The organism is Streptomyces sp. NPDC002520, assembly GCF_053595235.1.
In genome coordinates this window covers 24,493-45,012 of sequence record NZ_JBSFXG010000019.1, presented here as the reverse complement: position 1 = coordinate 45,012, position 20,520 = coordinate 24,493, and the positions used below count along the sequence as shown (strand labels likewise).

Annotated in this window: 26 protein-coding genes and 2 pseudogenes; 19 read left to right on the top strand and 9 right to left on the bottom strand. The window is 71.3% G+C overall.

Annotated elements, in window-relative coordinates:
• The first annotated feature begins 8 nt into the window (after nt 1-8).
• Nucleotides 9-692 (top strand): uracil-DNA glycosylase, encoded by a 684-nt coding sequence (gene ung / locus ACWD5D_RS25335; protein WP_451375028.1) that lies wholly within the window; start codon nt 9-11, stop codon nt 690-692.
• 228 nt (nt 693-920) lie between these two features.
• Complete coding sequence (locus tag ACWD5D_RS25330) at nt 921-1,442, top strand: hypothetical protein (RefSeq protein WP_451375027.1); 522 nt, start codon at nt 921-923, stop codon at nt 1,440-1,442.
• A gap of 151 nt (nt 1,443-1,593) precedes the next feature.
• Here the strand turns inward: ACWD5D_RS25330 and ACWD5D_RS25325 are convergent, their stop codons facing one another.
• The 3 genes from ACWD5D_RS25325 to ACWD5D_RS25315 form a co-directional block, all read right to left on the bottom strand.
• Entirely contained in the window at nt 1,594-2,079 is a 486-nt protein-coding gene (locus ACWD5D_RS25325) for a hypothetical protein (protein WP_451375026.1), read from the bottom strand.
• A 123-nt stretch (nt 2,080-2,202) separates the two neighbouring features.
• Entirely contained in the window at nt 2,203-2,715 is a 513-nt protein-coding gene (locus ACWD5D_RS25320) for a DinB family protein (RefSeq protein ID WP_451375025.1), read from the bottom strand.
• 44 nt (nt 2,716-2,759) lie between these two features.
• Nucleotides 2,760-3,368, bottom strand: coding sequence for a TetR/AcrR family transcriptional regulator (locus ACWD5D_RS25315; RefSeq protein ID WP_451375024.1), 609 nt, complete (start codon nt 3,366-3,368; stop codon nt 2,760-2,762).
• Nucleotides 3,369-3,452: 84 nt separating this feature from the next.
• Here ACWD5D_RS25315 and ACWD5D_RS25310 point away from each other — a divergent pair, with 84 nt between their 5' ends.
• Together ACWD5D_RS25310 and ACWD5D_RS25305 are read left to right on the top strand one after the other, a co-directional pair.
• Nucleotides 3,453-4,628, top strand: coding sequence for an FAD-dependent monooxygenase (locus ACWD5D_RS25310; RefSeq protein ID WP_451375023.1), 1,176 nt, complete (start codon nt 3,453-3,455; stop codon nt 4,626-4,628).
• 11 nt (nt 4,629-4,639) lie between these two features.
• Nucleotides 4,640-5,551, top strand: a complete 912-nt coding sequence (locus ACWD5D_RS25305) for a Gfo/Idh/MocA family protein (protein ID WP_451375022.1) — start codon at nt 4,640-4,642, stop codon at nt 5,549-5,551.
• Here ACWD5D_RS25305 and lnt read toward each other — a convergent pair.
• Both lnt and ACWD5D_RS25295 read right to left on the bottom strand, forming a co-directional pair.
• Nucleotides 5,469-7,034 (bottom strand): apolipoprotein N-acyltransferase, encoded by a 1,566-nt coding sequence (gene lnt, locus ACWD5D_RS25300; protein WP_451375021.1) that lies wholly within the window; start codon nt 7,032-7,034, stop codon nt 5,469-5,471. The genes ACWD5D_RS25305 and lnt overlap by 83 nt on opposite strands.
• 80 nt (nt 7,035-7,114) lie before the next feature.
• Nucleotides 7,115-7,624, bottom strand: coding sequence for a nuclear transport factor 2 family protein (locus ACWD5D_RS25295; protein WP_451375020.1), 510 nt, complete (start codon nt 7,622-7,624; stop codon nt 7,115-7,117).
• Nucleotides 7,625-7,722: 98 nt separating this feature from the next.
• Here ACWD5D_RS25295 and ACWD5D_RS25290 point away from each other — a divergent pair.
• The 4 genes and pseudogenes from ACWD5D_RS25290 to ACWD5D_RS25275 all read left to right on the top strand — a co-directional run.
• A pseudogene (locus ACWD5D_RS25290) lies at nt 7,723-7,968 on the top strand (DUF4291 family protein); the annotation flags it as partial.
• Nucleotides 7,969-8,030: 62 nt separating this feature from the next.
• Nucleotides 8,031-8,930, top strand: a complete 900-nt coding sequence (locus ACWD5D_RS25285) for a LysR substrate-binding domain-containing protein (RefSeq protein ID WP_451375019.1) — start codon at nt 8,031-8,033, stop codon at nt 8,928-8,930.
• Between the two features lie 361 nt (nt 8,931-9,291).
• Entirely contained in the window at nt 9,292-10,557 is a 1,266-nt protein-coding gene (locus ACWD5D_RS25280) for a CaiB/BaiF CoA transferase family protein (protein ID WP_451375018.1), read from the top strand.
• Nucleotides 10,558-10,722: 165 nt separating this feature from the next.
• Nucleotides 10,723-11,904 (top strand): acyl-CoA dehydrogenase family protein, encoded by a 1,182-nt coding sequence (locus ACWD5D_RS25275; protein ID WP_451375017.1) that lies wholly within the window; start codon nt 10,723-10,725, stop codon nt 11,902-11,904.
• Nucleotides 11,905-12,011: 107 nt separating this feature from the next.
• Here ACWD5D_RS25275 and ACWD5D_RS25270 read toward each other — a convergent pair whose 3' ends face one another.
• A complete protein-coding gene (locus ACWD5D_RS25270) occupies nt 12,012-12,191 on the bottom strand; it encodes a hypothetical protein (protein WP_451375016.1) in 180 nt (59 codons plus the stop codon).
• A gap of 271 nt (nt 12,192-12,462) precedes the next feature.
• Between ACWD5D_RS25270 and ACWD5D_RS25265 the strand changes: the two genes are divergently transcribed.
• The 3 genes from ACWD5D_RS25265 (at nt 12,463) to ACWD5D_RS25255 (ending at nt 14,514) form a co-directional block, all read left to right on the top strand.
• Nucleotides 12,463-13,323 carry an endolysin gene (locus ACWD5D_RS25265; protein ID WP_451375015.1) on the top strand — a complete coding sequence of 287 codons (861 nt, stop codon included), beginning with the start codon at nt 12,463-12,465 and terminating at the stop codon, nt 13,321-13,323.
• 17 nt (nt 13,324-13,340) lie between these two features.
• Nucleotides 13,341-13,547, top strand: coding sequence for a hypothetical protein (locus ACWD5D_RS25260; protein WP_451375014.1), 207 nt, complete (start codon nt 13,341-13,343; stop codon nt 13,545-13,547).
• 304 nt (nt 13,548-13,851) lie between these two features.
• A complete protein-coding gene (locus ACWD5D_RS25255; protein WP_451375013.1) occupies nt 13,852-14,514 on the top strand; it encodes an HAD family hydrolase in 663 nt (220 codons plus the stop codon).
• Here the strand turns inward: ACWD5D_RS25255 and ACWD5D_RS25250 are convergent.
• Nucleotides 14,495-15,724 (bottom strand): helix-turn-helix transcriptional regulator, encoded by a 1,230-nt coding sequence (locus tag ACWD5D_RS25250; RefSeq protein ID WP_451375012.1) that lies wholly within the window; start codon nt 15,722-15,724, stop codon nt 14,495-14,497. The genes ACWD5D_RS25255 and ACWD5D_RS25250 overlap by 20 nt on opposite strands.
• A 192-nt stretch (nt 15,725-15,916) precedes the next feature.
• Between ACWD5D_RS25250 and ACWD5D_RS25245 the strand changes: the two genes are divergently transcribed.
• From ACWD5D_RS25245 to ACWD5D_RS25215, 7 genes are all read left to right on the top strand, one after another.
• Nucleotides 15,917-16,312 carry a hypothetical protein gene (locus tag ACWD5D_RS25245; RefSeq protein WP_451375011.1) on the top strand — a complete coding sequence of 132 codons (396 nt, stop codon included), beginning with the start codon at nt 15,917-15,919 and terminating at the stop codon, nt 16,310-16,312.
• Entirely contained in the window at nt 16,309-16,632 is a 324-nt protein-coding gene (locus tag ACWD5D_RS25240) for a hypothetical protein (RefSeq protein ID WP_451375010.1), read from the top strand. The genes ACWD5D_RS25245 and ACWD5D_RS25240 overlap by 4 nt, the downstream gene beginning before the upstream one ends.
• On the top strand, nt 16,629-16,796 hold the full coding sequence (locus ACWD5D_RS25235) for a hypothetical protein (protein WP_451375009.1): 168 nt from the start codon (nt 16,629-16,631) through the stop codon (nt 16,794-16,796). Before ACWD5D_RS25240 ends, ACWD5D_RS25235 begins: the two co-directional genes overlap by 4 nt.
• Entirely contained in the window at nt 16,793-16,984 is a 192-nt protein-coding gene (locus ACWD5D_RS25230) for a hypothetical protein (protein WP_451375008.1), read from the top strand. The genes ACWD5D_RS25235 and ACWD5D_RS25230 overlap by 4 nt, the downstream gene beginning before the upstream one ends.
• A 240-nt stretch (nt 16,985-17,224) precedes the next feature.
• Nucleotides 17,225-17,503: a hypothetical protein gene (locus ACWD5D_RS25225; RefSeq protein ID WP_451375007.1), complete on the top strand. Its 279-nt coding sequence runs from the start codon at nt 17,225-17,227 to the stop codon at nt 17,501-17,503.
• A gap of 89 nt (nt 17,504-17,592) precedes the next feature.
• A complete protein-coding gene (locus ACWD5D_RS25220; protein ID WP_451375006.1) occupies nt 17,593-18,513 on the top strand; it encodes a JmjC domain-containing protein in 921 nt (306 codons plus the stop codon).
• An 11-nt stretch (nt 18,514-18,524) separates the two neighbouring features.
• Nucleotides 18,525-18,953, top strand: coding sequence for a hypothetical protein (locus tag ACWD5D_RS25215; RefSeq protein WP_451375005.1), 429 nt, complete (start codon nt 18,525-18,527; stop codon nt 18,951-18,953).
• 64 nt (nt 18,954-19,017) lie between these two features.
• Here the strand turns inward: ACWD5D_RS25215 and ACWD5D_RS25210 are convergent, their stop codons facing one another.
• Nucleotides 19,018-19,116, bottom strand: coding sequence for a hypothetical protein (locus ACWD5D_RS25210; RefSeq protein ID WP_451375083.1), 99 nt, complete (start codon nt 19,114-19,116; stop codon nt 19,018-19,020).
• Nucleotides 19,117-19,344: 228 nt separating this feature from the next.
• Nucleotides 19,345-20,220, bottom strand: coding sequence for an undecaprenyl-diphosphate phosphatase (locus ACWD5D_RS25205; protein WP_451375004.1), 876 nt, complete (start codon nt 20,218-20,220; stop codon nt 19,345-19,347).
• 128 nt (nt 20,221-20,348) lie between these two features.
• Here ACWD5D_RS25205 and ACWD5D_RS25200 point away from each other — a divergent pair.
• Nucleotides 20,349-20,474, top strand: a pseudogene (locus ACWD5D_RS25200) (steroid 3-ketoacyl-CoA thiolase); the annotation flags it as partial.
• Between the last annotated feature and the right edge of the window lie 46 nt (nt 20,475-20,520).

The window sequence follows — 20,520 nt, the reverse complement described above, 5'->3', positions numbered from 1 at the left end:
ACGTTGACGTGACCGACATCGCCATGCTGCCCGAGTCCTGGCGCGGGGTTCTGGGTGACGAGCTGCAGCAGCCCTACTTCAAGGAGCTGATGGAGTTCGTCGAGGAGGAGCGGGCGAAGGGTCCCGTCTACCCGCCGCGCGAGCAGGTCTTCGCCGCGCTGGAGGCGACGCCGTACGAGCAGGTCAAGGTCCTGATCCTCGGCCAGGACCCGTACCACGGCGAGGGCCAGGGCCACGGCCTGTGCTTCTCCGTCCGCCCGGGTGTGAAGACCCCGCCCTCCCTGCGGAACATCTACAAGGAGATGCAGGAGGAGCTGGGCCTGCCGGTCCCCGACAACGGCTATCTGATGCCGTGGGCCCAGCAGGGCGTGCTGCTGCTCAACGCGGTGCTCACCGTCCGGGCCGGCGAGGCCAACTCGCACAAGGGCAAGGGCTGGGAGAAGTTCACGGACGCGGTGATCCGCGCGGTGGTCTCCCGGCCCGACCCGGCGGTCTTCGTGCTGTGGGGCAACTACGCGCAGAAGAAGCTCCCGCTGATCGACGAGAGCCGGCACACCGTCGTCAAGGGCGCGCACCCCTCGCCGCTGTCGGCGAAGAAGTTCTTCGGCTCCCGCCCGTTCACGCAGATCGACGAGGCCGTCGAGCGGCAGGGCCACCAGGCGATCGACTGGCGCATCCCGAACCTGGGCTGACCGGGCGTCAGCGGCGCGGGCACGGACCCGGTCCGCGCCCCGCCGACCGGGCACGGCGGTCGAGCCGTACGGGGCCGCCTGCCCGGGTTTGCCGGTGCCTGCGGCTAGCGTCGATGCAGACGGCCGGTGACACGGCCGAGGAGACGGCCAACCACACGGCCGGCCACATGGTCGGCCACACGGCCGAGGAGACGGCCGGCGACGGCCGACGACGGTCCGGAGGACGCGGTGGCGGAGCGACAGGATCAGGCGGCCCCGGATGCCGTGCTGACGCGGATCGGGCAGGTCGTGATGTTGCATCACGGCGGCGACCGCGAGGAGGCCAGGCGCCGCTTCCTGGACCTGTGGACGGAGATGGGCGAGGCGGGGGACCCCTTGCACCGGTGCACGCTGGCGCACTATCTGGCCGACACCCAGGACGACCCGGCGGACGAACTGGCCTGGGACCTACGGGCGTTGTCGGCGGCGGAGGAGCTGACCGACGGCCGGCCCGGCGCCGACCCCTCGACGGTCCGTGGCTTCTACCCCTCCCTCTACCTCAATCTTGCCGCCGACTATCTGAAACTGGGCCGCTCCGACGCCGCCCGCAGCCATCTGACCCTCGCCCGCCGCGCGTGCGGCGTGCTCGCCGACGACGGTTACGGCGCCGGGGTCCGGGCGGCCATCAACCGGATGGAGCTGCGCCTGCGGGAGGACGGGACGCCGGACGGCGAAGGGTGGGGTCCACCGAGACAGCGGCCCACCCCGTGACGGCCCCGCGCCCGGCCCCCGGGGCACCGGGTGTCGTCCGGACATCGAGTGCCGCCCGGACATCGAGTGCCGCCCGGTCCACGGGTGCCGCTCGGGCGACGGATGTCGTCCGGGTCCCGTCGGGCGCCCTTCGGTCAGCGATGCCGCCCGGTCAACGGCCGTACTGCCGCTCGCAGATCACCGCCTCCGGGCTGTCCTTGCTCCAGCCTCCGAACTGCCTGCCCAGGGCGCACACGTCCGGCTCCTTCGGGGCGGGCCGGGTGACTCCCGGGATGTCCACGTGCTGTTCGCCCGCCTGGTCCGGGTGACCGGAGCGACCCTGGTGCTCCGAGTGCGGGGAGCGGGGCGTCGTGGTCGGGGCCGGAGGCCGGTGCGGGGCCGACGTCTCCCGGTGCGGGGCGTCCGGCTCGGTGTGCCGGGGGCGATGGGACGGGCCGGCCATCTCCAGCGCCTCCTGCGCCGGCGCCTCCACGACCCGCGGCTCCGCACTGCCGTCCGGCCGGGGCGCCGTCGGCTGCGAGGGCACGGTGTCCGGCGGGGGAGCGGGTGTCGCCGGGCGCTGTACCGTCACACAGCCGGTGAGGGCCGAGACAGCCACGGTGACCAGAAGCGCTGCGGTGGTCGTCGTTCGATGCACCCGGCCAACTCTGCGGGTTCGGCACCTGCGTTGGCACCGTATATGGCACGCTGATGCCCCGCATGAGTGATCTCGTGCCCCGCACGGAGGGTCCCAGGGGGCCGAAGGTGACGTTCAGTCGCTTCAGTCGCCGGTGCTGCCGTCGAGCCGCTCGCGGATCAGGTCGGCGTGGCCGTTGTGCCGGGCGTACTCCTCGATCATGTGGGTGTAGATCCAGCGGAGGTTGAACGGTTCGCCGGTGAACCGGCTGCTGCCTTTGGAGAAGTCGTCGAGGGCGAAGCCGGCCGCGTGGCGCCGGGCGATCCCGATCTCCGCCTGCCAGGTGGCGTAGGCCTCCGCCCAGGTGTCGGCCTCGGTGAGGTGGAACTCGCCGTCCGGGTCCGCGTCGCTGAAGTAGAGCGGGCCGGGGTCGTCGTCCGCCAGCACCTTGCGGAACCAGCCCCGCTCCACCTCGGCCATGTGCCGGACCAGGCCCATGAGGGACAGCTCGGACGGCGGCACGGAGGCCGTGCGCAGCTGCTCGTCGGTGAGCCCTTCGCACTTCTGGGCGAGGGTCTGCCGGTGGTAGTCCAGCCAGCCCTCCAGCATGGCGCGTTCCCCGGCGTTCTGGGCGGGCTCGTGGCGTTCGGTCGTCATGGCCGCATCCTCGCAATACCAGGGGAGGTGCAGCCAGCGGGTTTTCAGGAGCCGAGCAGGCCGGTCAGCAGCTCCCGCACGCCTTGGCGGACCTCCTCCAGGCTCGGCACCCGCGCGCTGAACGAGCCGGCCGCGCACGAGAACATCAGCCCGTCCGCCCAGGCGACCAACGACAGCACGTGCCGGTCCGGGGCGGGCGAGCCGACGGCGGTGAGCAGGGCCGCCAGCTGCTCCTTGAAGACGGCGCCCGTCGCGTCGTAGAAGGCGCGCAGTTCGGGGCGGCGGGTGGCTTCCAGGGCCAGTTCGTAGCGGGCGATCAGGAGGTCGCGGCCGTCGGTCAGCGAGCGGTGGACGGCCAGCGCCAGGCCGTCGGCCAGCGCGTCGGGGCCGCCGGCAGGGTCCGGCATCTCCTCCAGCGCGAGCACCCGTGCCTCCCGTTCGGCGTGCCGCCGTACCGCGAGTTCCAGCAGCGCCTGCCGGGTGCGCACCACGTTCGACGTCGAGCCCTGCGGCAGCCCGGCCGCCTCGTCGACGGCCCGGTGTGTCAGGCCGCGCATCCCGCGCTCGGCGAGCAGGGCGAGGGCGGCGTCGGCGACGAGGTCGGCGCGGGAGGCGCTCGGGGTGATCGGGGTGCTCGGGGTGCGTTCGGGCATGAGGCGACCCTACCCGCGTCACTACGGCTGTAGTAAGGTCGCTTGCACTACAGCTGTAGTTCCGCACGTGAGGCAGGAGGAGTCATGGCACAGCAGGAGCGCGCCACAGTCGTCGGCGGCGGGATCGGGGGCCTGGCCGCGGCGGCGGCCCTGCACCGGCGCGGCTGGGACGTCACGGTGCTGGAGCGGGCCCGATCTCTGGAACCGGTCGGCGCCGCCATCTCGCTCGCCCCCAACGCCCTGCGCGCCCTGGACGTGCTCGGCGTCGGCGACGAGATCCGCGACCTGGCCGCCTGGCAGGGCGACGGAGGCCTGCGCACCCCGAGCGGGCGCTGGCTCTCCCGCTCCAGCGCCGAGGCCGCCGAGGCCCGGTTCGGCGGCCCGCTCGTCCTGCTGCCCCGCAGCACCCTCGTCGACCGCCTCGCCTCGCTGCTCCCGGCCGGCGCCGTCCGCACCGCGGCCGACGCGCGCCTCGCCGACCCCGGCGACACCCACCGGCCCGCCCGCGTCACCACCGGCGACGAGGAACTGGAGGCCGACCTCGTGGTCGGCGCCGACGGCATCAACTCCCTTGTGCGCGGCGTCCTGTTCCCCGCCCACCCGGGGACGGTGTACTCCGGGTTCACCACCTGGCGGGTCCTGATCCCGGTGCCCGGCGTCGCGTTCGCCTCGCACGAGACGTGGGGCCGGGGCCGCATCTGGGGCACCCATCCGCTCAAGGACGGCCGGGTCTACGCCTACGCGGCCGCCATGACCCCCGCCGGGGAGCGTGCCCCCGACGACGAGAGGGCCGAACTCCTGCGCCGGTACGGCGACTGGCACGCCCCGATCCCCGCCGTCATCGCCGCCGCCCGCCCCGAGGACGTGCTCCGGCACGACGTCCACCACATCGACGTGCCGCTGCCCGCCTATCACCTCGGCCGCGTCGCCCTCCTCGGCGACGCCGCCCACGCCATGCCCCCGACCCTCGGCCAGGGCGGCAACCAGGCCGTCGAGGACGCGGTCGTCCTCGCCCACCACAGCCACGACCTGGCCGCCTACACCGCCGCCCGGCTCCCGCGCACGACCGCGATCACCCGCCGGGCCGTCCGGGTGGCCCGCCTCAACATGTCCCGTGGCCGCCTGTCCTGCGCCGTCCGCGACACCGCGATCGCCGCACTGTCCAAGGCCGGTCCGGCGCTGTTCCTGCGCGGATTCGACGACATCGCCCACTGGCGGCCGCCGTATGCTTCCGAGGAGGCACAGGCGGGCGAGCGGTAAGGGGAGTTCACGTGAAGGTCGGCTGCATCGGACTCGGCGACATCGCGCAGAAGGCCTACCTCCCGGTGCTCGGCACACAGCCCGGAGTCGACCTCCACCTTCAGACCCGCACCCCCGCCACCCTCACCCGCGTCGCCGACGCGCTGCACGTGCCCGAAGAGCGCCGGCACACCACCCTGGACTCGCTGCTGGACGCCGGCCTCGACGCGGCGTTCGTGCACGCGCCCACCACCGTCCACCCGGAGATCGTGACCCGGCTCCTGGAAGCGGGCGTGCCCACCTACGTGGACAAGCCCCTCGCCTACGAACTCGCCGACTCCGAACGGCTGGTGGTCCTCGCCGAGCGGCGGAACGTCTCGCTCTTCGTCGGCTTCAACCGCCGCTACGCGCCCGCGTACGCGCAGTGCCTGGAGCACCCGCGGGACCTGATCCTGCTGCAGAAGAACCGGATCGGGCTGCCCGAAGAACCGCGCTCGATGATCCTGGACGATTTCATCCACGTCGTCGACACCCTGCGCTTCCTCGTGCCGGGCCCGGTCGACGACATCACCGTGCGCGCCCGTTGCGAGGACGGCCTCCTCCACCACGTCGTGCTCCAGCTTGCCGGGGACGGCTTCACCGCGCTCGGCGTGATGAACCGGCTCAGCGGCTCGGCCGAGGAGATCCTGGAGGTCTCCGGGCAGGACACCAAGCGCCAGGTGCTCAACCTCGCCGAGGTGATCGACCACAAGGGCCAGCCGACGCTGCGCAGGCGCGGGGACTGGGTGCCGGTGGCCCGGCAGCGAGGCATCGAGCAGGCCGTGCTCGCCTTCCTCGACGCCGTCCGCGCGGGCAAGGTGCTCAGTGCCCGGGACGCGCTGGAGACTCACGAACTCTGCGAGCGGGTGGTGCGAGCGGTCGTGGGCCGCTCCGCCGCAGCCTGAGCGCCCGCACACCCTCGGTCCCGCACCACGCGGCCAGCACCAGCAGCGCTCCGTGCACCGGCCAGTCGCCGTAGCGGACGTAGGGGGTGACGCCGTGCGCGAGCGGTACGTCGTACACCCGGGCGGTGCTCGCGCCGGTGCCGAGCCACGGGCCGAGGCGCTGACCCGACGGGCCGTAGACGGCGGAGACGCCGGTCAGGGTGGAGTGCACCATCGGGCGGCCGGTCTCGGCGGCCCGCAGCGCGGCCAGCGAGGCGTGCTGCTCGGGGGCCCAGCTGTGCTGGAAGGTCGAGGTCGCGGACTGGCCGAGGAGGACGTCGGCACCGTCCTCGGCGAGATGCCGGCTCATGTCGGGGAACGCGGTCTCGAAGCAGATCATCGGGCCGATGCGCAGCCCGTGCCCCACGTCCATCACGACCTGCTCGGTGCCGCGCCGCCGGTCCTCGCCCGCCGCCTTGCCGACGGAGGTGGCCCAGCCGAGCAGGGAGCGGGCCGGGACGTACTCTCCGAAGGGAACCAGCCGCATCTTGTCGTACCGGGCACCGGTGGGTCCGTCCGGCTCTATGAGGACCGAACTCTTGTAGATGCCGGGCCGGTCCGAGCGGCGCGCGTCCACGTTGACCAGGACGTCCGCACCGGTCTGCCGGGACAGCGCCGCGACCCGCCGCGCCAGGTCGGGCCGGTCGCCCAGGTCGAAGCCGACGCTGCTCTCGCCCCAGACGATCAGGTCGACGTCCTGCCCGACCAGCCCCCGGGTCAGCTGCTCCTCGCGATCGAAGCGCCGGTCGCCACCGTCCATCACGCCGGGCTGTACGACCGCGATCCGGACGCGTCCGTCGACATCCGGGCGCGGTGCCCACCACCAGGCCGCCGAGGCGGCCACCCCCGTGGCGACGAGCGAGGCGAGGGCCGGGATCCGGAACTCGCGCACCGCCACCAGCATGGCGACCGCGACATTGACGGCCACCACCAGGAAGCTCAGCAGCCACACCCCGCCCACCGACGCCAGCCGCAGCGCCGGACCCACCTGCCACTGGCTGGAGCCGAGCATGCCCCACGGCCCGCCGAGGCCCTGCCAGGAGCGGACCAGTTCCACCGCCAGCCACGCCGACGGCAGCACCAGCAGGGCGGCCACGCCCCGCCCTGGCGACGGCACCCCGCCGAGGAACCGGCGGACCAGCCAGCCCCAGGGTGCCCAGAGCAGGCTCAGCAGCCCGGCTATCAGGAAGATGAACACGTGCAGGCTCGGCAGCAGCCAGTGGTGCACGGCCACCATGAATCCGAACCCGCCGCACCAGCCGTCGTACGCCGCCCGCCGCCCGGTCGGCGCCGAGCGGGCCAGCAGGATCCAGGGGACCAGGGCGACGTACGCGAACCACCAGAGCGAGGGCGCCGGGAACGCCAGGACGGGCAGGGCACCCGCGAGGGCGGCGGCACAGGAGCGTAGCCAGGGGGAAGTCAGCCAGCGGTCGATCATCCTCATACGGAGTCTCCCTACCCGGGGCTTCCTCCAGTGTGCGCGCCGGACGCGATCTCCGACAGAGGGCCTGGTGCGGGGTCGGATCAGTCCGGCAGGTCTCTCCCACGGGTCGCTTCGGACACGGCCGTCGGGCCACGGCCCTGCAGCCGGCGCCACTTCTCGTGCGCCACCACCGCGGTCAGCCGCCAGCCCTCCGGCGTGCGCAACAGCCCGAAGTCGTACCGGCCTCCGCACACCAGGTCCGGCGCGCCCGAGTCGTCCGCGCCGGCGAACCGCATGGGGTTGAGATAGTCCGCGCGGATCCGCGCGGTGTCCCCGGTGTCGTGGTCCAGAATCCCGAACCGCACATGGCGGTTGACGATCAGATGCTGCCGCATCCCGAACAGCTCCAGGCTCTCGGCGAGCCACCCGGCGACCCTCTCCGCGTCGCCCTCGATACCGCCGGCGGAACGGTAGTCGGCCCGCCCCCGCGCCGTGAACAGCCCGCGATACGCCGCCCAGTCACCGTCGTCCACCGCCATCGCGTACGCGGTGACCACCTCGTCCACGGCCAGCCGGTCCATCACCGTCGCCAGCTCCACACGCTGCGTCATCGGCACAGTGTTGGTCATGGGGCGGCGGGTGCCAAGAGGCGTACCGGACTATTCAGCGGTTCGGGGGTGGGCGAAACGAGTGAGTGCGCGGTGCGGCGATGTTCGACGGTGCGGGGAGCCGCCGGTGTCCGAACCTGCCCCCGTGGACGGTCAATCAGTCGGACCCGGGCCGGAGTTCGGCGTCCGGGCACCGCGCACAGGGGGAGTTGCGGCAGGCCCCGGCCCGCATCCAGTGGGACCCGGAGCGCGATCCGCACCTCGCCCCGCCGCCGCACGGGTCCCTGCAACCGGGTCTCGCCGGTGAGGCGGCCGAACGGTGTGCCGACGAGTGGATCGTCGGCATCGGGGACTCCTCGGCATGCCCCGGCACGGAAACCGCGGTCGTCCGATGGCATTGTCTCCACCTGTGGAACTGCGTCATCTCACAGGTTTCGTCGCCGTCGCCGAAGAACTGCACTTCGGCCGGGCCGCCGAGCGGCTGCACATGGCCCAGTCGCCGCTCAGCCAGCAGATCAGGCTGCTGGAGCGCGACCTCGGGGTCAGGCTCTTCGACCGCACCACGCGGTCCGTGCGGCTCACCCCCGCGGGCCGGGCCCTCCTGGAGCCCGCCCGGCACCTCCTCGCCGAGGCCTCCGCCGTGCGCCGCACCGTCCAGGCCGCCCACCTGGGCGAGGTCGGCCGTGTCACCGTCGGCTTCGCGGGCGCCAGCAGCTACGCGGCGCTCCCGGTGCTCACCCGGGCGGTCACCTCCGAACTCCCGGGCATCGAGCTGGCCCTGGTCGGCCAGACCTACACCGGCGAGGCCCTGGGCCGGATCGCCGAAGGCTCCCTGGACCTCGGTTTCGTGGCCCTGCCCGTACGCCGGGGCGTCAGCGCCCGCCTCGTACGCCGGGAACGGCTGGTGCTCGCGGTACCGGACAGCCATCCGCTCGCGGACCGCACCGAGGTCGCCTTCGCCGAGCTGGAGCGGGAGCCCTTCGTGACGTTCCCGGTCGCGCGCGGGTCCGCGGTGCGCGAGGCCACGGTGCAGGCCTGCCACGACGCGGGGTTCGCGCCGCGCATCGTCCAGGAGGCGCCCGACTCGTACAACCTGCTCGCCCTGGTCGGGGCGGGCGTCGGTGTGGCCGTCGTCGTCGAGTCGGCGCGCAGCATCCACTTGGAGCACGTGGTCTTCCGCCGCCTGGCGGGCGACGACGTGCCGGTCCTGCCGATCGCGCTGGGCTGGCGCACGGGCAACCACTCGGCTGCACTCCAGGCGGTGCTGCGCGTCGCCGAACGCGTCCTGCCGACCCCTGAGCCCGATTGACCGACCCCAGGGCTTGACCGACCTCGGGTCCGATCTGCTGGTCGTAGGACCGACCCCGGGTCCGCCCCCGTCGTCCCGGGGTCCGAGCCGCTGCCTCCGGCTCACGCCGATCGATTGTGCTGGATGACGTCTTGCCGACGCGATCAATTGGTCTTGGACACCTCCTAATCGCGCCGGGCAGAGTGATGCGCGTCCCCCCTTCGGCGCGGGGACGGACGCAAGCTGCTCGCGGCGCACACGTACCGGCTTCTCCTGGACGAACCGGACGCCGTGCCCCGACTCGCCCTGGACCACCTGGCCGAACTGGCCGAACTGGCCGAAGGAGGCGCTGTACCGATGTCCGTCGCCAAGGAGGCCGCCGATGCCTGAACCGCTCGCCCAGACGTCCCACGCGCCGGGAGCCGGCACGACACCGCCCGCCCCCGCCGCGCCGCTCGCCGGCATCCGCGTCGTGGACCTGTCCAAGATCCTCGCCGGCCCGTACGTCACGATGTCCCTCGCCGACCTGGGTGCCGATGTGATCAAGGTCGAGCACCCCGAGGGCGGTGACCCGACGCGCGGCTGGGGCCCGCCGTTCAACGGGCCCGACGCGACGTACTACCTGGCCGCCAACCGCAACAAGCGCTCCGTGACGCTCGACCTGAAGTCCCCCGAGGGACAGGAGGCCGTGCACCGGATGCTGGCCCGCGCCGACGTCCTCGTCGAGAACTTCCGACCCGGCAGCTCCCTCGCCCGCACCTTCGACCACCGCGCGATCAGCGAGCGCTACCCCCGCCTCGTCGTCCTGCACATCTCCGCGTTCGGCGAGACCGGGCCGCTGCGCGACGAGCCCGGATACGACATGGTGGCCCAGGCGTCGGCGGGGCTGATGTCGCTGACCGGCGAGCCGGACGGGCCGCCGGTGAAGGCCGGGTATGCGATGGGGGACCTGGGAGCCGCCCTGTTCGGCCTCGCCGGTGTCACCGCGGCGCTCGTCGCGCGGGAGCGCACCGGGCGCGGTCAGTACGTCACGACCTCCCTGTACGAGTCGCAGCTCGCCCTGCACATCAACTGGGCCACCGGCTACTTCGCCACCGGTGAACGCCCCGGCCGCCTCGGCTCCGGACACCCGAGCCTGGTGCCCTACCAGGCCTACCCGGCGTCGGACGGCCACTTCGTGATCGCCGTCGGCAACGACGCGCTGTTCCGGAAGCTGTGTGCGGCGCTCGGCCACGCCGAGTGGGCGGACGACCCGCGCTTCGCCACCAACAGCGCCCGCGTCAAGCACCGCGCCGCCCTGAACGCGCGACTCGAGGCCGCGCTCGCCGACGGCACCGTCGCCCACTGGTGCGCCCGGCTGAAGGACGTGGGCGTTCCCGTGACCCCGATCCGCACCCTCGACGAGGTGTACGCCTGCGAGCAGACCGCCGCGCTCGGCATGGTCCAGAAGGCCGACCACCCCGAGGCGGGACCGCTGGAGCAGGTCGCCTTCCCGGTGAGCTTCGGCGGTGAGCGCCCGCCGGTGCGGACGGCACCGCCCACGCTCGGACAGCACAGCCGCGACGTCCTCGCCGAACTCGGCTACGACGAGGGCGAGATCGACGGCCTGCTGACACCGCACCCGGATCGCCGGACCGAACCGAACTGAACGACGGCCCGAACTGAACAACGGCCCGAACTGAACAACGGCCCGAACTGAACAACGGCCCGCACTGCGCAACGGCCCGAACCAGAACTCCGGCCCGAAACAGAACACCGACCCGAACCAGAACACCGACCCGACCCGCGACAACGACTCGCAAGGAGCCTGACCATGGCCAAGCCGTCCCCCCTCGACCCCGTCGACCCGCTCGGCCTGGAGCAGCTGTTCACCGACGAGGAGCGGTCCGTCCGCGACACCGTCCGTCAGTACCTCGACGAGCGCGTCCAGCCGCACATCGGCGACTGGTTCGAGCGCGGCGAACTGCCCGCCCTGCGCGAACTCGCCCGCGACTTCGGCAAGATGGGCCTGCTCGGCATGCACCTGGAGGGCTACGGCTGCGCCGGCATGTCGGCACGCGCGTACGGCATCGCCTGCCGTGAGCTGGAGGCCTGCGACTCGGGGCTGCGGTCCTTCGTGTCCGTGCAGGGCTCGCTCGCCATGTTCGCGATCCACCGCTTCGGCAGCGAGGAACAGAAGAACGAGTGGCTGCCGCGCATGGCCGCGGGCGAGGCCATCGGCTGCTTCGGCCTGACCGAGCCCGACCACGGTTCCGACCCGTCCTCGATGCGCACCCGCGCGCGCCGCGACGGCGACGACTGGATCCTCGACGGCCGCAAGATGTGGATCACCAACGGCTCGGTCGCCGAGGTGGCCGTGGTGTGGGCCCGCACCGACGACGGCATCCGCGGCTTCGTCGTGCCCACCGACACGCCCGGCTTCTCCGCGCCCGAGATCAAGCACAAGATGTCGCTGCGGGCCAGCGTCACGAGCGAGCTGGTCCTGGACGGCGTACGCCTGCCCGCAGCTGCGCTGATGCCCGAAGCGCGCGGCGTCTCCGGCCCGCTGACCTGCCTGAACGAGGCCCGCTACGGCATCGTCTGGGGCGTCACCGGCGCGGCCCGCTCGGCCTGGCAGGCGGCCGCCCGGTACGCCGGCGAGCGCGAGCAGTTCGGCAAGCCGATCGCCGCCTTCCAGCTGACCCAGCAGAAGTTGGTCGACATGGCCCTGGAACTGCACAAGGCCACCCTGACCGCGCTGCACCTGGCCCAGTTGAAGGACGGCCCCGGCGTCCACCCGGCGCAGATCAGCTTCGGCAAGCTGAACAACGTGCGCGAGGCCATCGATATCTGCCGTACCGCGCGCACGATCCTCGGCGCCAACGGCATCTCGCTGGAGTTCCCCGTGATCCGGCACATGAACAACCTCGAGTCGGTCCTGACCTACGAGGGCACGACCGAGATGCACACGCTCGCCCTCGGCCAGGCGCTCACGGGACACGCCGCCTTCCGCTGATCCCGCCCCTTCCAGCCGGCGCCACCTCCTGCCGCCGTCCGACACCTCGTCGGGCGGCGGCAGTTCCGTATAGGGGCGGACCGACCGGGTAGTCGTGGACAGAACAGCTAGGCCGCCTCGATGATCTCCCCGCGGATGGCGGCTGCCCATTCGACCACCAACAGCTCGTACTCCGCGCGCTCCTGGGCCGAGAGGGAACCGCCCGCGCGCAGCCACAACGCCCGGATCTGCTCGTTGACCTCGGCGGCGGACCGCACGGAACCAAGGGGCATGGAATCGGGGGACATGCGCACAGACTAGGGGCAAGAGCTGACACTGCGCTACCGGGCGGCTACCCAGAACGCAGGGGATCGGCCACCGCCGCCCCGGCTTGGCCGGCTTCGTTCAGGGTTCCGTACCGCGGCCAACTCATAACGGTTACGGGGGAGTCGGCCGATGCGGGATGCGGCTGCGGTTGACTGGCTGGGAAGGCGGTACGGGGGGAATCATCAGGGCACTGCCCGCGAGGGCGAGAAGGCCACAACCGTCGTCGCACGGCTGACAGAGAGAAGGCTGATCATGGTCGACCTGTGGATGTCCGGGGCGGCCCGGCATTCGCTGGGCAACGCCGGGGCGATGAACGGCGGCCCGGCGAGGGCTGTCTGGCACATCACCAGCAACGCCAAGGACTGGACGTTTGCCAACGAGCTCGGCTGGTTCACCGGCGGCGGCGCCGGCACGGCGCCGCACCTGCTGTGGGATCCGTTCACCGGGCAGATCGCCCAGTTCTTCCCCGCCGACTCCCGCTCCCTGTCGCTGCAGAACGACGGCGAGGTGAAGACGAACCGGACCGGCGTCTACTGCGTACAGATCGAGATCGTCTTCACCGCGGGCGAAACCGTGAACGGCAAGCGGTACGCGTCCGTACGGGAGACGCCCTGCAAGGGCCTCGGCCAGATCATGACGTGGCTGCGCGGCCTCGGCATCGCCGACACCTGGCCCGGCGGCGCGCCGGCCGCGTTCGCCCGTGACACCGTCTCCCTGGACACCTGGCTCCATCGCGGGGGGCACTACGGGCACAACCAGATACCCGGCAACAGCCACGTCGACCCGGGCCCGATGCCGAACCTGTTCACATCCGTCCCGACGCGGCCGCAGGTGTCGCTCGCGCACGTGGTGGCGGCCGCGAAGCGGGATCCGGCGGCACCGCAGGGCCACACCACGTACAAGACGGAAGTTCTTGTTGTGGAGCGGGCGTTGACGGCGGAGAAGCTGCTCGCCGCCGCGTACGTGGACGGCTCGTACGGCACGCTGACGAAGAGCGCGTACGCGCGCTGGCAACAGCACCTCGGCTACACGGGCGCGGCCGCCGACGGCATCCCCGGCATGACCTCGCTGAAGAAGCTCGGCGCGAAGCATGGCTTCGACGTCGTCGCCTGAACCGGAAGGACGCACCAATGAAGATCTCGAAGGTGTGGAAGGCGGTCGTCGGCGGGCTGGCCGCCGGTGCCGCAGCTGCTGCAACGGCGGTACAGGACGGCCAGGTGACCGCCGTGGAGGGCATCACCATCGCCCTCGCCGTCCTCGGCGCCTACGGCGTGACGTGGGCGGTCCCGAACCGGCAGACCGCGCCGAAGCCTGCGGCCGACGCTTCCGCCCAGTAGGAGACCCCAATTTGGACGGCACCATCCTCGGCGCGGTCCTGGCGGCTGTCGCGGGCCTTGTCGGGTCGGGGGAGCGCCGCCAGTACGCCTAGGCCGCGCTGGTCTAGGTGCGGTCGGCGGCGGCCCACTCGGCGAGAAGCATCCCGTACAGGGCGCGCTCGGCGTCGGTGAACGGGCGACCCCACGCGCCCCGGGCCAGCCGACGGATGTCCTCGTTCACGACCGCAGCAGACCGCACAAGGCCCGAAGGCTCAGGTGAGGGGGACATGGTCCAAGCCTACGGGCACGCCGATACGCTGGCACCATGATTCGCGCTGTGATCTTCGACGTCGGCGAGTGCCTCGTAGACGAGACCACCGAGTACGGCACCTGGGCCGATTGGCTCGGCGTGCCACGTCACACCTTCCATGCCATGTTCGGCGCGGTCATCGCCCAGGGCCGCGACTACCGCGAGACCTTCCAGGAGTTCCGGCCGGGCTTCGACCTGTACGAGGAGCGGGAGAAGCGCGCTGCCGCTGGCAAGCCCGAGCACTTCGGCGAGGCCGACCTGTACCCCGACGTCCGGGATGCGCTCGCCGCTCTCCGTGCGGACGGCCTGTGGCTGGGCATCGCCGGAAACCAAACGGTCCGCGCAGGGAAGATCTTGCGCGGGCTGTTCTCTGAGGACGTCGACCTGATCGGTACGTCCGACGACTGGGGCGCGAGCAAGCCCGATCTTGCGTTCTTCGACCGCGTCGCCGAGGTCGTTCCGGCCGAGGTGGAAGAGATGCTGTACGTCGGCGACCGCGTCGACAACGACATCCGCCCCGCCGTCGACGCGGGTATGCACACCGCGCTCGTGCGCCGGGGCCCGTGGGCGACGATCCAGTGGAACAGCGAGGAAGCGAAGAAGCTCCCCACGTTCCGTGTGGAGAGCCTCCTCGAACTGTCCGGGCTGATCCGCGACTTCAACGGGCAAGGGCACTGACTGTCGTCGACCACCCATACAGGCGGTCGTCGAGATCGCGGACGCACCGTTCGTTCTGGTGCGGCGCCAACGCGCGCCGCACCTCCCGCACCCGGTCCATGCCCATCGCGTACCAGGTCCGCTCCAGCTGATCCAGGGCACGGACCGCGTACTCGCAGGCAGCCTCTGGGTTGCCTGCTGCTGCCTCGACGGCGGCGAGGTCGCCGAGGATGACCGTGGTCTGCTTCTCCTCGGACGGGTCGAGAGCGTCAAGGACGCCGAGGAGCGTGGTCCGGGCCTGCGGCAGGTGCCCGGCCTTCAACTGCGTGTTGCCCTTGAACGCGGCGAGCCGTACCGCGCTGAACCAGTCCAGCCACTCAGGCGACTCGTGTTCGCTGCCGCGGGCGAGGACGTCCTCGGCGTGCCCGATCAGGTGCAGCGCCGTGCGAGTGTTGCCGCACCGTGTCTCGCACTCCGCCTCCACAGCATCCAGCCACGCCAGCAGCTCAGCAGACGCCGGGCCGCGGCGAGCGTAGGTGCGGGCGGCGACCATCCGTTCGACGACTGCTTCACGATCACCTACCCAGGCGGGGATGAACGCGGTGTGCGCCAGGATGCCGCTGCCGAGAAGTGCATCGTCCGCTTCGCCCGCGGCCTGTAGCGCGCGCAGCAGCGTGTGCCCGGCCCGCTCGGGCTCCCGCATGTCGAAGAACTCGATCCTGCCGGCGAGCAACCAGGTCTCCGCGAGGGCTGCGGCAACCCGGACACGGGTCTGCCCGGCGGTCTCCGGGAGTAGGGCGCAGCCAAGGGTGGCGTGCGCGAGCGCCGCCGGATGCAAGGTGGCGGGGGCGACGGACCAGTACAGGCGGCGGTGCGAGCGGGTGACTGCCTCGTAGTCGTCGGCCGCCGTGACGGGCTGCATAGCAGCGGTTGCCTGGGTGGGCACGGCGGCGAGCCCAACGGCGGCAGCCGTGGCCGCGAGGACGGTGCGCCTGGACCGGTCGACAGGGGTGCCACCGGGTGGGGTGAAGCCGAGTGAATCGAGGTCCTGGCCGAGGAGGCGTGTGAGAGCCTGGCCCTGGTCCGGATGTGGCCACGGCGGCGTGCTGGATTCCCACCGGCGGACCTGGCGGACGCCGACACCGAGGGCGTCGGCGAGATCCTGCTGTGACGGGTAACCAGCTGCGATCCGCGCCGCCTTGAGACGGGCGTTCCCTGCGGGCGTGGACACTACGCACCTCCGTGGACGAACACTAGGGCAAGTGTCCTGCAAGGCCCTCCAGTTGGCTAGCTGTCACCCTGTAGACCTATCGAAAGTCCTCTTTGGTGTCGTGAAGAGTCCTCTGCAAGTCCTCGGCTGACGCCCCGTTAGCGGCCAGTCTTATGTGCACCCCAACCGTCCCCTGGGCGCCGAGGAGACCTGATGCCGCCCCAACGCCTACCGTCCGCCGCAGGAGCCACCCTGCACGACGCCGGAAACGAATGGGACGCCATCCGCGTCCCCCGCAGCGTCGGCCTCGCCGCCATGGCCCTCCTCGGCACCCGCTGCGGCGCCGTCGTCGAAGACCCCATCACTGCGGCAGGCGTCGTCTACTTCTTCACCCCCGCAGGAACCTCCGCCGTCTGGAACGTGGAGAACACCCGCGCGCTCGGCGCTGGCGCCACGGTGACGATCCCGCCGCCGCGGCGCACCGAGGGGCCGGGCCCGCACTGGCGAATGTGCCCTGGGGACGACGGATGGCGCACCGACCCGGACGCCCTGAAGGCCGCGATCGAGGACGCGTTCGGGCCGCGCCTCGGAGAGGAGCAGACCGGATGACCACCACCGCGCACCCGCTTGCTGCCCTGCCGCTCCCCGCTTACAACAGCCTCTCCCAGGCGCAGACTCGCGGCATAACGTGCGTGTGGGACGGCGTCGCTGTCACCCCCGGCACGGCCGTGGATCTCGGCCCACGCACCTTCAGGCGTCTCGGCGAACCTGTCCAGTGGTTCCCGCGCGCCTGCAAACCGTGCGCACAGCAGCAGGCCATGGACACGCTGATGCAGCACACCCAGACCTGCGAGCAGTGCGTCGACGACCACACCCAATGCCCCATCGGCCTCGGCCTGGTGCGCGCGGTACGGAGGGCGCGCCGATGATCTGCGCACGCTGCAACGAACCGATCTGCCCCGGCGAGCGGTACGTGACCATCGACCACATCTCACCGAGCGGCCCCGGGGCCACCGTGCGCATCCACGAGGACCGCTGCCAGCCCACACTCACCCACACCAGGCGCCTGTCGCAGGTGGGGGGTGCGCGGTGAGCCGAGGAAAGTACACGGCGGACCCAGCCGCGGAAGCTGCTGCCGTCCGGGCGGTCGGCTACTGCGGACACGATCGCCCGAAGACCAACACGTTCTGCACCCGCAAGCCGGGCCACACGGGACAGCACGGCACCTACTACGGGCCCAAGACAGACCCCACAGACGTGTTCAGCGTCCGCTGGAACTGACCAGACTCTCGGCGTCCCAGCGAGGGTCGACGCCGAGCGCGGCCCGCCCGGACGGCAAGAGACGGGCGGACCGCAACCTGCCGCCGGGCCACCCCGTCCCGGCGGCAGGCCACGCACGTGCACTACTCCCTGCCGGTGCCGAAGCCGCACAGATTCCGGCACAGGCAGGGAGGCGTACAGCCTCCCAGGGACTCAGTAGGGCCCCGGAACGGATCGCGCATTCAAGGAGAGAACCCGCCCATGACGAACGACAGCAACGTCCCCGAGGACCCCGCCAACAGCCGGAAGGGCATCTACAACCAGCCCCTCGTCGGCCCGCACAGCTACATGTGTAACACCGACGGCAGCAACACCGACATGGAGAGCTGCCTCGGCGTCGCCGAGTTGGTCGGTGGCGGCTACTCCATCAACGGCAACAAGCCGGAGGACACCGGCCGCGAGTTGCGCGGCACCCTCGACGAGCTGCGCGGCCTCTACCAGCAGCTGGCGAGCATCCCGGAGATCGCCAACACCCTCTGAACCAGCACCAGCACGCTCCATGGTGCCCAGGGCCGCACGACAGCCCTGGGCACCAGCCATCCGCCACTCCTCCCGAACAGGAGCCCACCATGCCGCTGGCCGACCTGGTCCCCGACACCGCCGACCTCCTCAGCGACTGGCCCACCGAACCCCGCATCTACCACCACGGGGCCAGCGCCTTCGACTCCCTGCTCACCATGGCCGAGGTCGACGCCCTCATCGACCACGACTGCCTCCCAAACCGCAACGTCCGCCTCATCCGCGACGGCGAGACCGTGGACGACCGCGAGTACAGCGCCACCCCCGACATGCCCAACCCCGGCGCCGTGCGCCGCTACCTCGACGAAGGCTGCTCCCTGTCGATCCGCCGCCTACAGACCATCAAGCCCTCGCTGTCCATCCTGCGCCGCGAGGTCGCCCGGGAGACCGGATACGAGACCCACTTCAATGCGTACCTGACTCCACCCAAGCAGCACGGACTCAGGTATCACTTCGACCCCTACGTCACCCTCGTCATCCAGATCCACGGCACCAAGCTCTGGCCCCTGCACCGACCGTTCGTCGAACACCCCGTCGAGGAGTACGCCAACTTCCGCCGCCGGGGCTTCACCCCCGACGAGCGCGAGTACCTCGCCAACACTGCCCCCGTCCAGGAGGTCATCCTGAAGCCCGGGGACGTGTTCTGGCTCCCGAGGGGCTGGGTGCACTCCCCGCACAACCGCAACGGCGACGAACCCAGCCTGCACCTGACCTTCGCTCTCAAACAGCGCACCCTGCACTGGGCTGCCGAGGAGCTCGCCGGCGTCCTCACCCGCCATCTCCTCGACGACCCTGAGGCCCGCGACGGCATCACGCCCGCCCACCTCCTCGACAAGCCCGAGGCGATTGTCGAAGACGTCCGCCATATCCTCATCGGCGCCCTGATGGCCATGGACACGGAGGAGACGGCCGGCACGCTACGCCGCGCCGCCCTGGCGGAATCCCCGTCCCCGGCCCCGCGCCTGCGCTAAGGTCTGCGCCCGTGACCGCCGCACCTGTGCACTGGCACGCCTTCGCTTACACCGGTAAGGGCTACACCGGCAGCGAGGTCAGCAAGGGCCTCGCGCCGCCTTCCTTCCCACCCGTCGAACTCGCCCACTGGCTGGACCGACGGCCGGGTATGCGAACACCTTCGGGGAACCCGATCCCAGAGTCGGCGCTGCCGACCCACACTTTCACGGAATCCGAGATCGACGAGGCCGTCGCCTGGCTCGAAAAGGAACTGAGCGAGCACGTCCCGGTAGACGCAGACTCGTTCCCCGTCTCCGTACGACTGGAGTACTCGCGGGCCCGGCTACGGGAACAGGCCAACAGGGACGTGTGGTACGGCTACTGGTCCACAAGCGGGCAGTTCGTGACCCGCGTGCTGGTCGCCTGCACCGACACCGAGAAGAGCAGGGGCTGCGCATAGCCCCGCAGGCCGGCCCCCGTTCGTCTGTCTCACCCCCGTGGCGGATGGGCGGGGCCTCGCTGTGTCAGCGGACGAGGTCGGCGAGGGGCACGTCGAGGGCGTCGGCGACGAGCAGCAGGTCGGTGAGGTCAAGGACCGTGTGTGCGTTCTCCCACCGGCTGATGGTCTAGCGGGGGACTGGTCCCCACCCCCCAGGTGGCGCCCCCGCTCTGGTCTTCCCGACCAGTGACGGCAAACCGAAGGCCCCCGCATTGCGGGGGCCTTCGGCTGTCCGGATGGGAGAGTGGGAGTCGACTGGGAGACGATCAAGGTTTGAAGGTGAATGCGACCGCAAGTTTCCGCAATCCAGCGAGAAGATTCATTAGCGGCAACTAGCGACCAACACCCGTCATCACCCCGCCGACTCGGCCGCGTGCGGGCTGAGCACGCCCGCGCTGACCAGGGCGATGATGATGATGCCGAGGGCCACGCGGTACCAGACGAACGGCATGAAGCTCTTGTTGGAGATCCACTTCATGAACCAGGCGATGACCGCGTATCCCGACGCGAAGGCGATCACCGTGGCGAACAGGGTCGGGCCCCACGCCACTTCGCCGCCGTCCAGCGAGTCCTTGACCTCGAACACGCCGGACGCGAGCACGGCCGGGATGGCCAGCAGGAAGGAGTAGCGGGCCGCGGCCTCGCGCCGGTAGCCCATGAAGAGGCCGCCGCTGATGGTGGCGCCGGAGCGGGAGACGCCCGGGACGAGGGCGCAGGCCTGGCAGAGGCCGAAGATCAGGCCGTCCTTCACGCTCAGGTTCTCGAGGGTCTTGCGCTGCTTGGGCGCGCGGTGCCGGCGGCCGGTCTCGTCGCGGGCCGCCATGCGGTCGGCGATGCCGATCACCACGCCGACGACGATGAGCATGGTGGCCGTGATCCGCAGATCGCGGAACGGTCCCTCGATCTGGTCCTTGAGCGTCACACCGAGCACGCCGATCGGGATCGAGCCGACGATCACCAGCCAGCCCATCTGCGCGTCGTGGTCCTGGCGCATCGCCTTGTCGAACAGCGACCGGAACCACGCCGAGATGATCCGCCCGATGTCCTTGCGGAAGTAGATCAGCACCGCCGCCTCCGTGCCGATCTGGGTGATCGCGGTGAAGGCCGCGCCGGGGTCTTCCCAGCCCGAGAAGGCCGCGGTCAGCCGCAGATGCGCGCTGGAGGAGACGGGGAGGAACTCCGTCAGCCCCTGGACGAGTCCGAGGACGAGGGATTCAAACCAAGACATGGAGGTACGACGTCCAAGTGCTGAGGGGAGAAAGGGTGATCATGTGACGAAGGCAGCCTAGCGGGCGCCGGTGACGCGGCGGTCACAGGGGTCGGGCAGGATAGCGCCCCGAAAGGGCGCGGGAAGGCTTCACCGTCACCGGCTCCGACCCGCTGCTCATGCTCACCGGCGTGATCCCGGCGACCGAGAAGGTCCTGCGCCGGGCCGGACTGACCCTCGACGACATCGACCTCTTCGAGATCAACGAGGCGTTCCTGACGGATCACGGGTACGACGGCGCGGGTGTGGTCACACGGATGT

Bases quoted from the DNA above. Each gene is read 5' to 3' on its own strand.
- ACWD5D_RS25320 (WP_451375025.1), bottom strand. From the start codon at position 2,715: ATGACGACCGAACGCCACGAGCCCGCCCAGAACGCCGGGGAACGCGCC.
- ACWD5D_RS25315 (WP_451375024.1), bottom strand. From the start codon at position 3,368: ATGCCCGAACGCACCCCGAGCACCCCGATCACCCCGAGCGCCTCCCGC.
- ACWD5D_RS25310 (WP_451375023.1), top strand. From the start codon at position 3,453: ATGGCACAGCAGGAGCGCGCCACAGTCGTCGGCGGCGGGATCGGGGGC.
- lnt (WP_451375021.1), bottom strand. From the start codon at position 7,034: ATGAGGATGATCGACCGCTGGCTGACTTCCCCCTGGCTACGCTCCTGT.
- ACWD5D_RS25295 (WP_451375020.1), bottom strand. From the start codon at position 7,624: ATGACGCAGCGTGTGGAGCTGGCGACGGTGATGGACCGGCTGGCCGTG.
- ACWD5D_RS25280 (WP_451375018.1), top strand. From the start codon at position 9,292: ATGCCTGAACCGCTCGCCCAGACGTCCCACGCGCCGGGAGCCGGCACG.
- ACWD5D_RS25275 (WP_451375017.1), top strand. From the start codon at position 10,723: ATGGCCAAGCCGTCCCCCCTCGACCCCGTCGACCCGCTCGGCCTGGAG.
- ACWD5D_RS25270 (WP_451375016.1), bottom strand. From the start codon at position 12,191: ATGTCCCCCGATTCCATGCCCCTTGGTTCCGTGCGGTCCGCCGCCGAG.
- ACWD5D_RS25265 (WP_451375015.1), top strand. From the start codon at position 12,463: ATGGTCGACCTGTGGATGTCCGGGGCGGCCCGGCATTCGCTGGGCAAC.
- ACWD5D_RS25260 (WP_451375014.1), top strand. From the start codon at position 13,341: ATGAAGATCTCGAAGGTGTGGAAGGCGGTCGTCGGCGGGCTGGCCGCC.
- ACWD5D_RS25255 (WP_451375013.1), top strand. From the start codon at position 13,852: ATGATTCGCGCTGTGATCTTCGACGTCGGCGAGTGCCTCGTAGACGAG.
- ACWD5D_RS25245 (WP_451375011.1), top strand. From the start codon at position 15,917: ATGCCGCCCCAACGCCTACCGTCCGCCGCAGGAGCCACCCTGCACGAC.
- ACWD5D_RS25240 (WP_451375010.1), top strand. From the start codon at position 16,309: ATGACCACCACCGCGCACCCGCTTGCTGCCCTGCCGCTCCCCGCTTAC.
- ACWD5D_RS25235 (WP_451375009.1), top strand. From the start codon at position 16,629: ATGATCTGCGCACGCTGCAACGAACCGATCTGCCCCGGCGAGCGGTAC.
- ACWD5D_RS25225 (WP_451375007.1), top strand. From the start codon at position 17,225: ATGACGAACGACAGCAACGTCCCCGAGGACCCCGCCAACAGCCGGAAG.
- ACWD5D_RS25220 (WP_451375006.1), top strand. From the start codon at position 17,593: ATGCCGCTGGCCGACCTGGTCCCCGACACCGCCGACCTCCTCAGCGAC.
- ACWD5D_RS25205 (WP_451375004.1), bottom strand. From the start codon at position 20,220: ATGTCTTGGTTTGAATCCCTCGTCCTCGGACTCGTCCAGGGGCTGACG.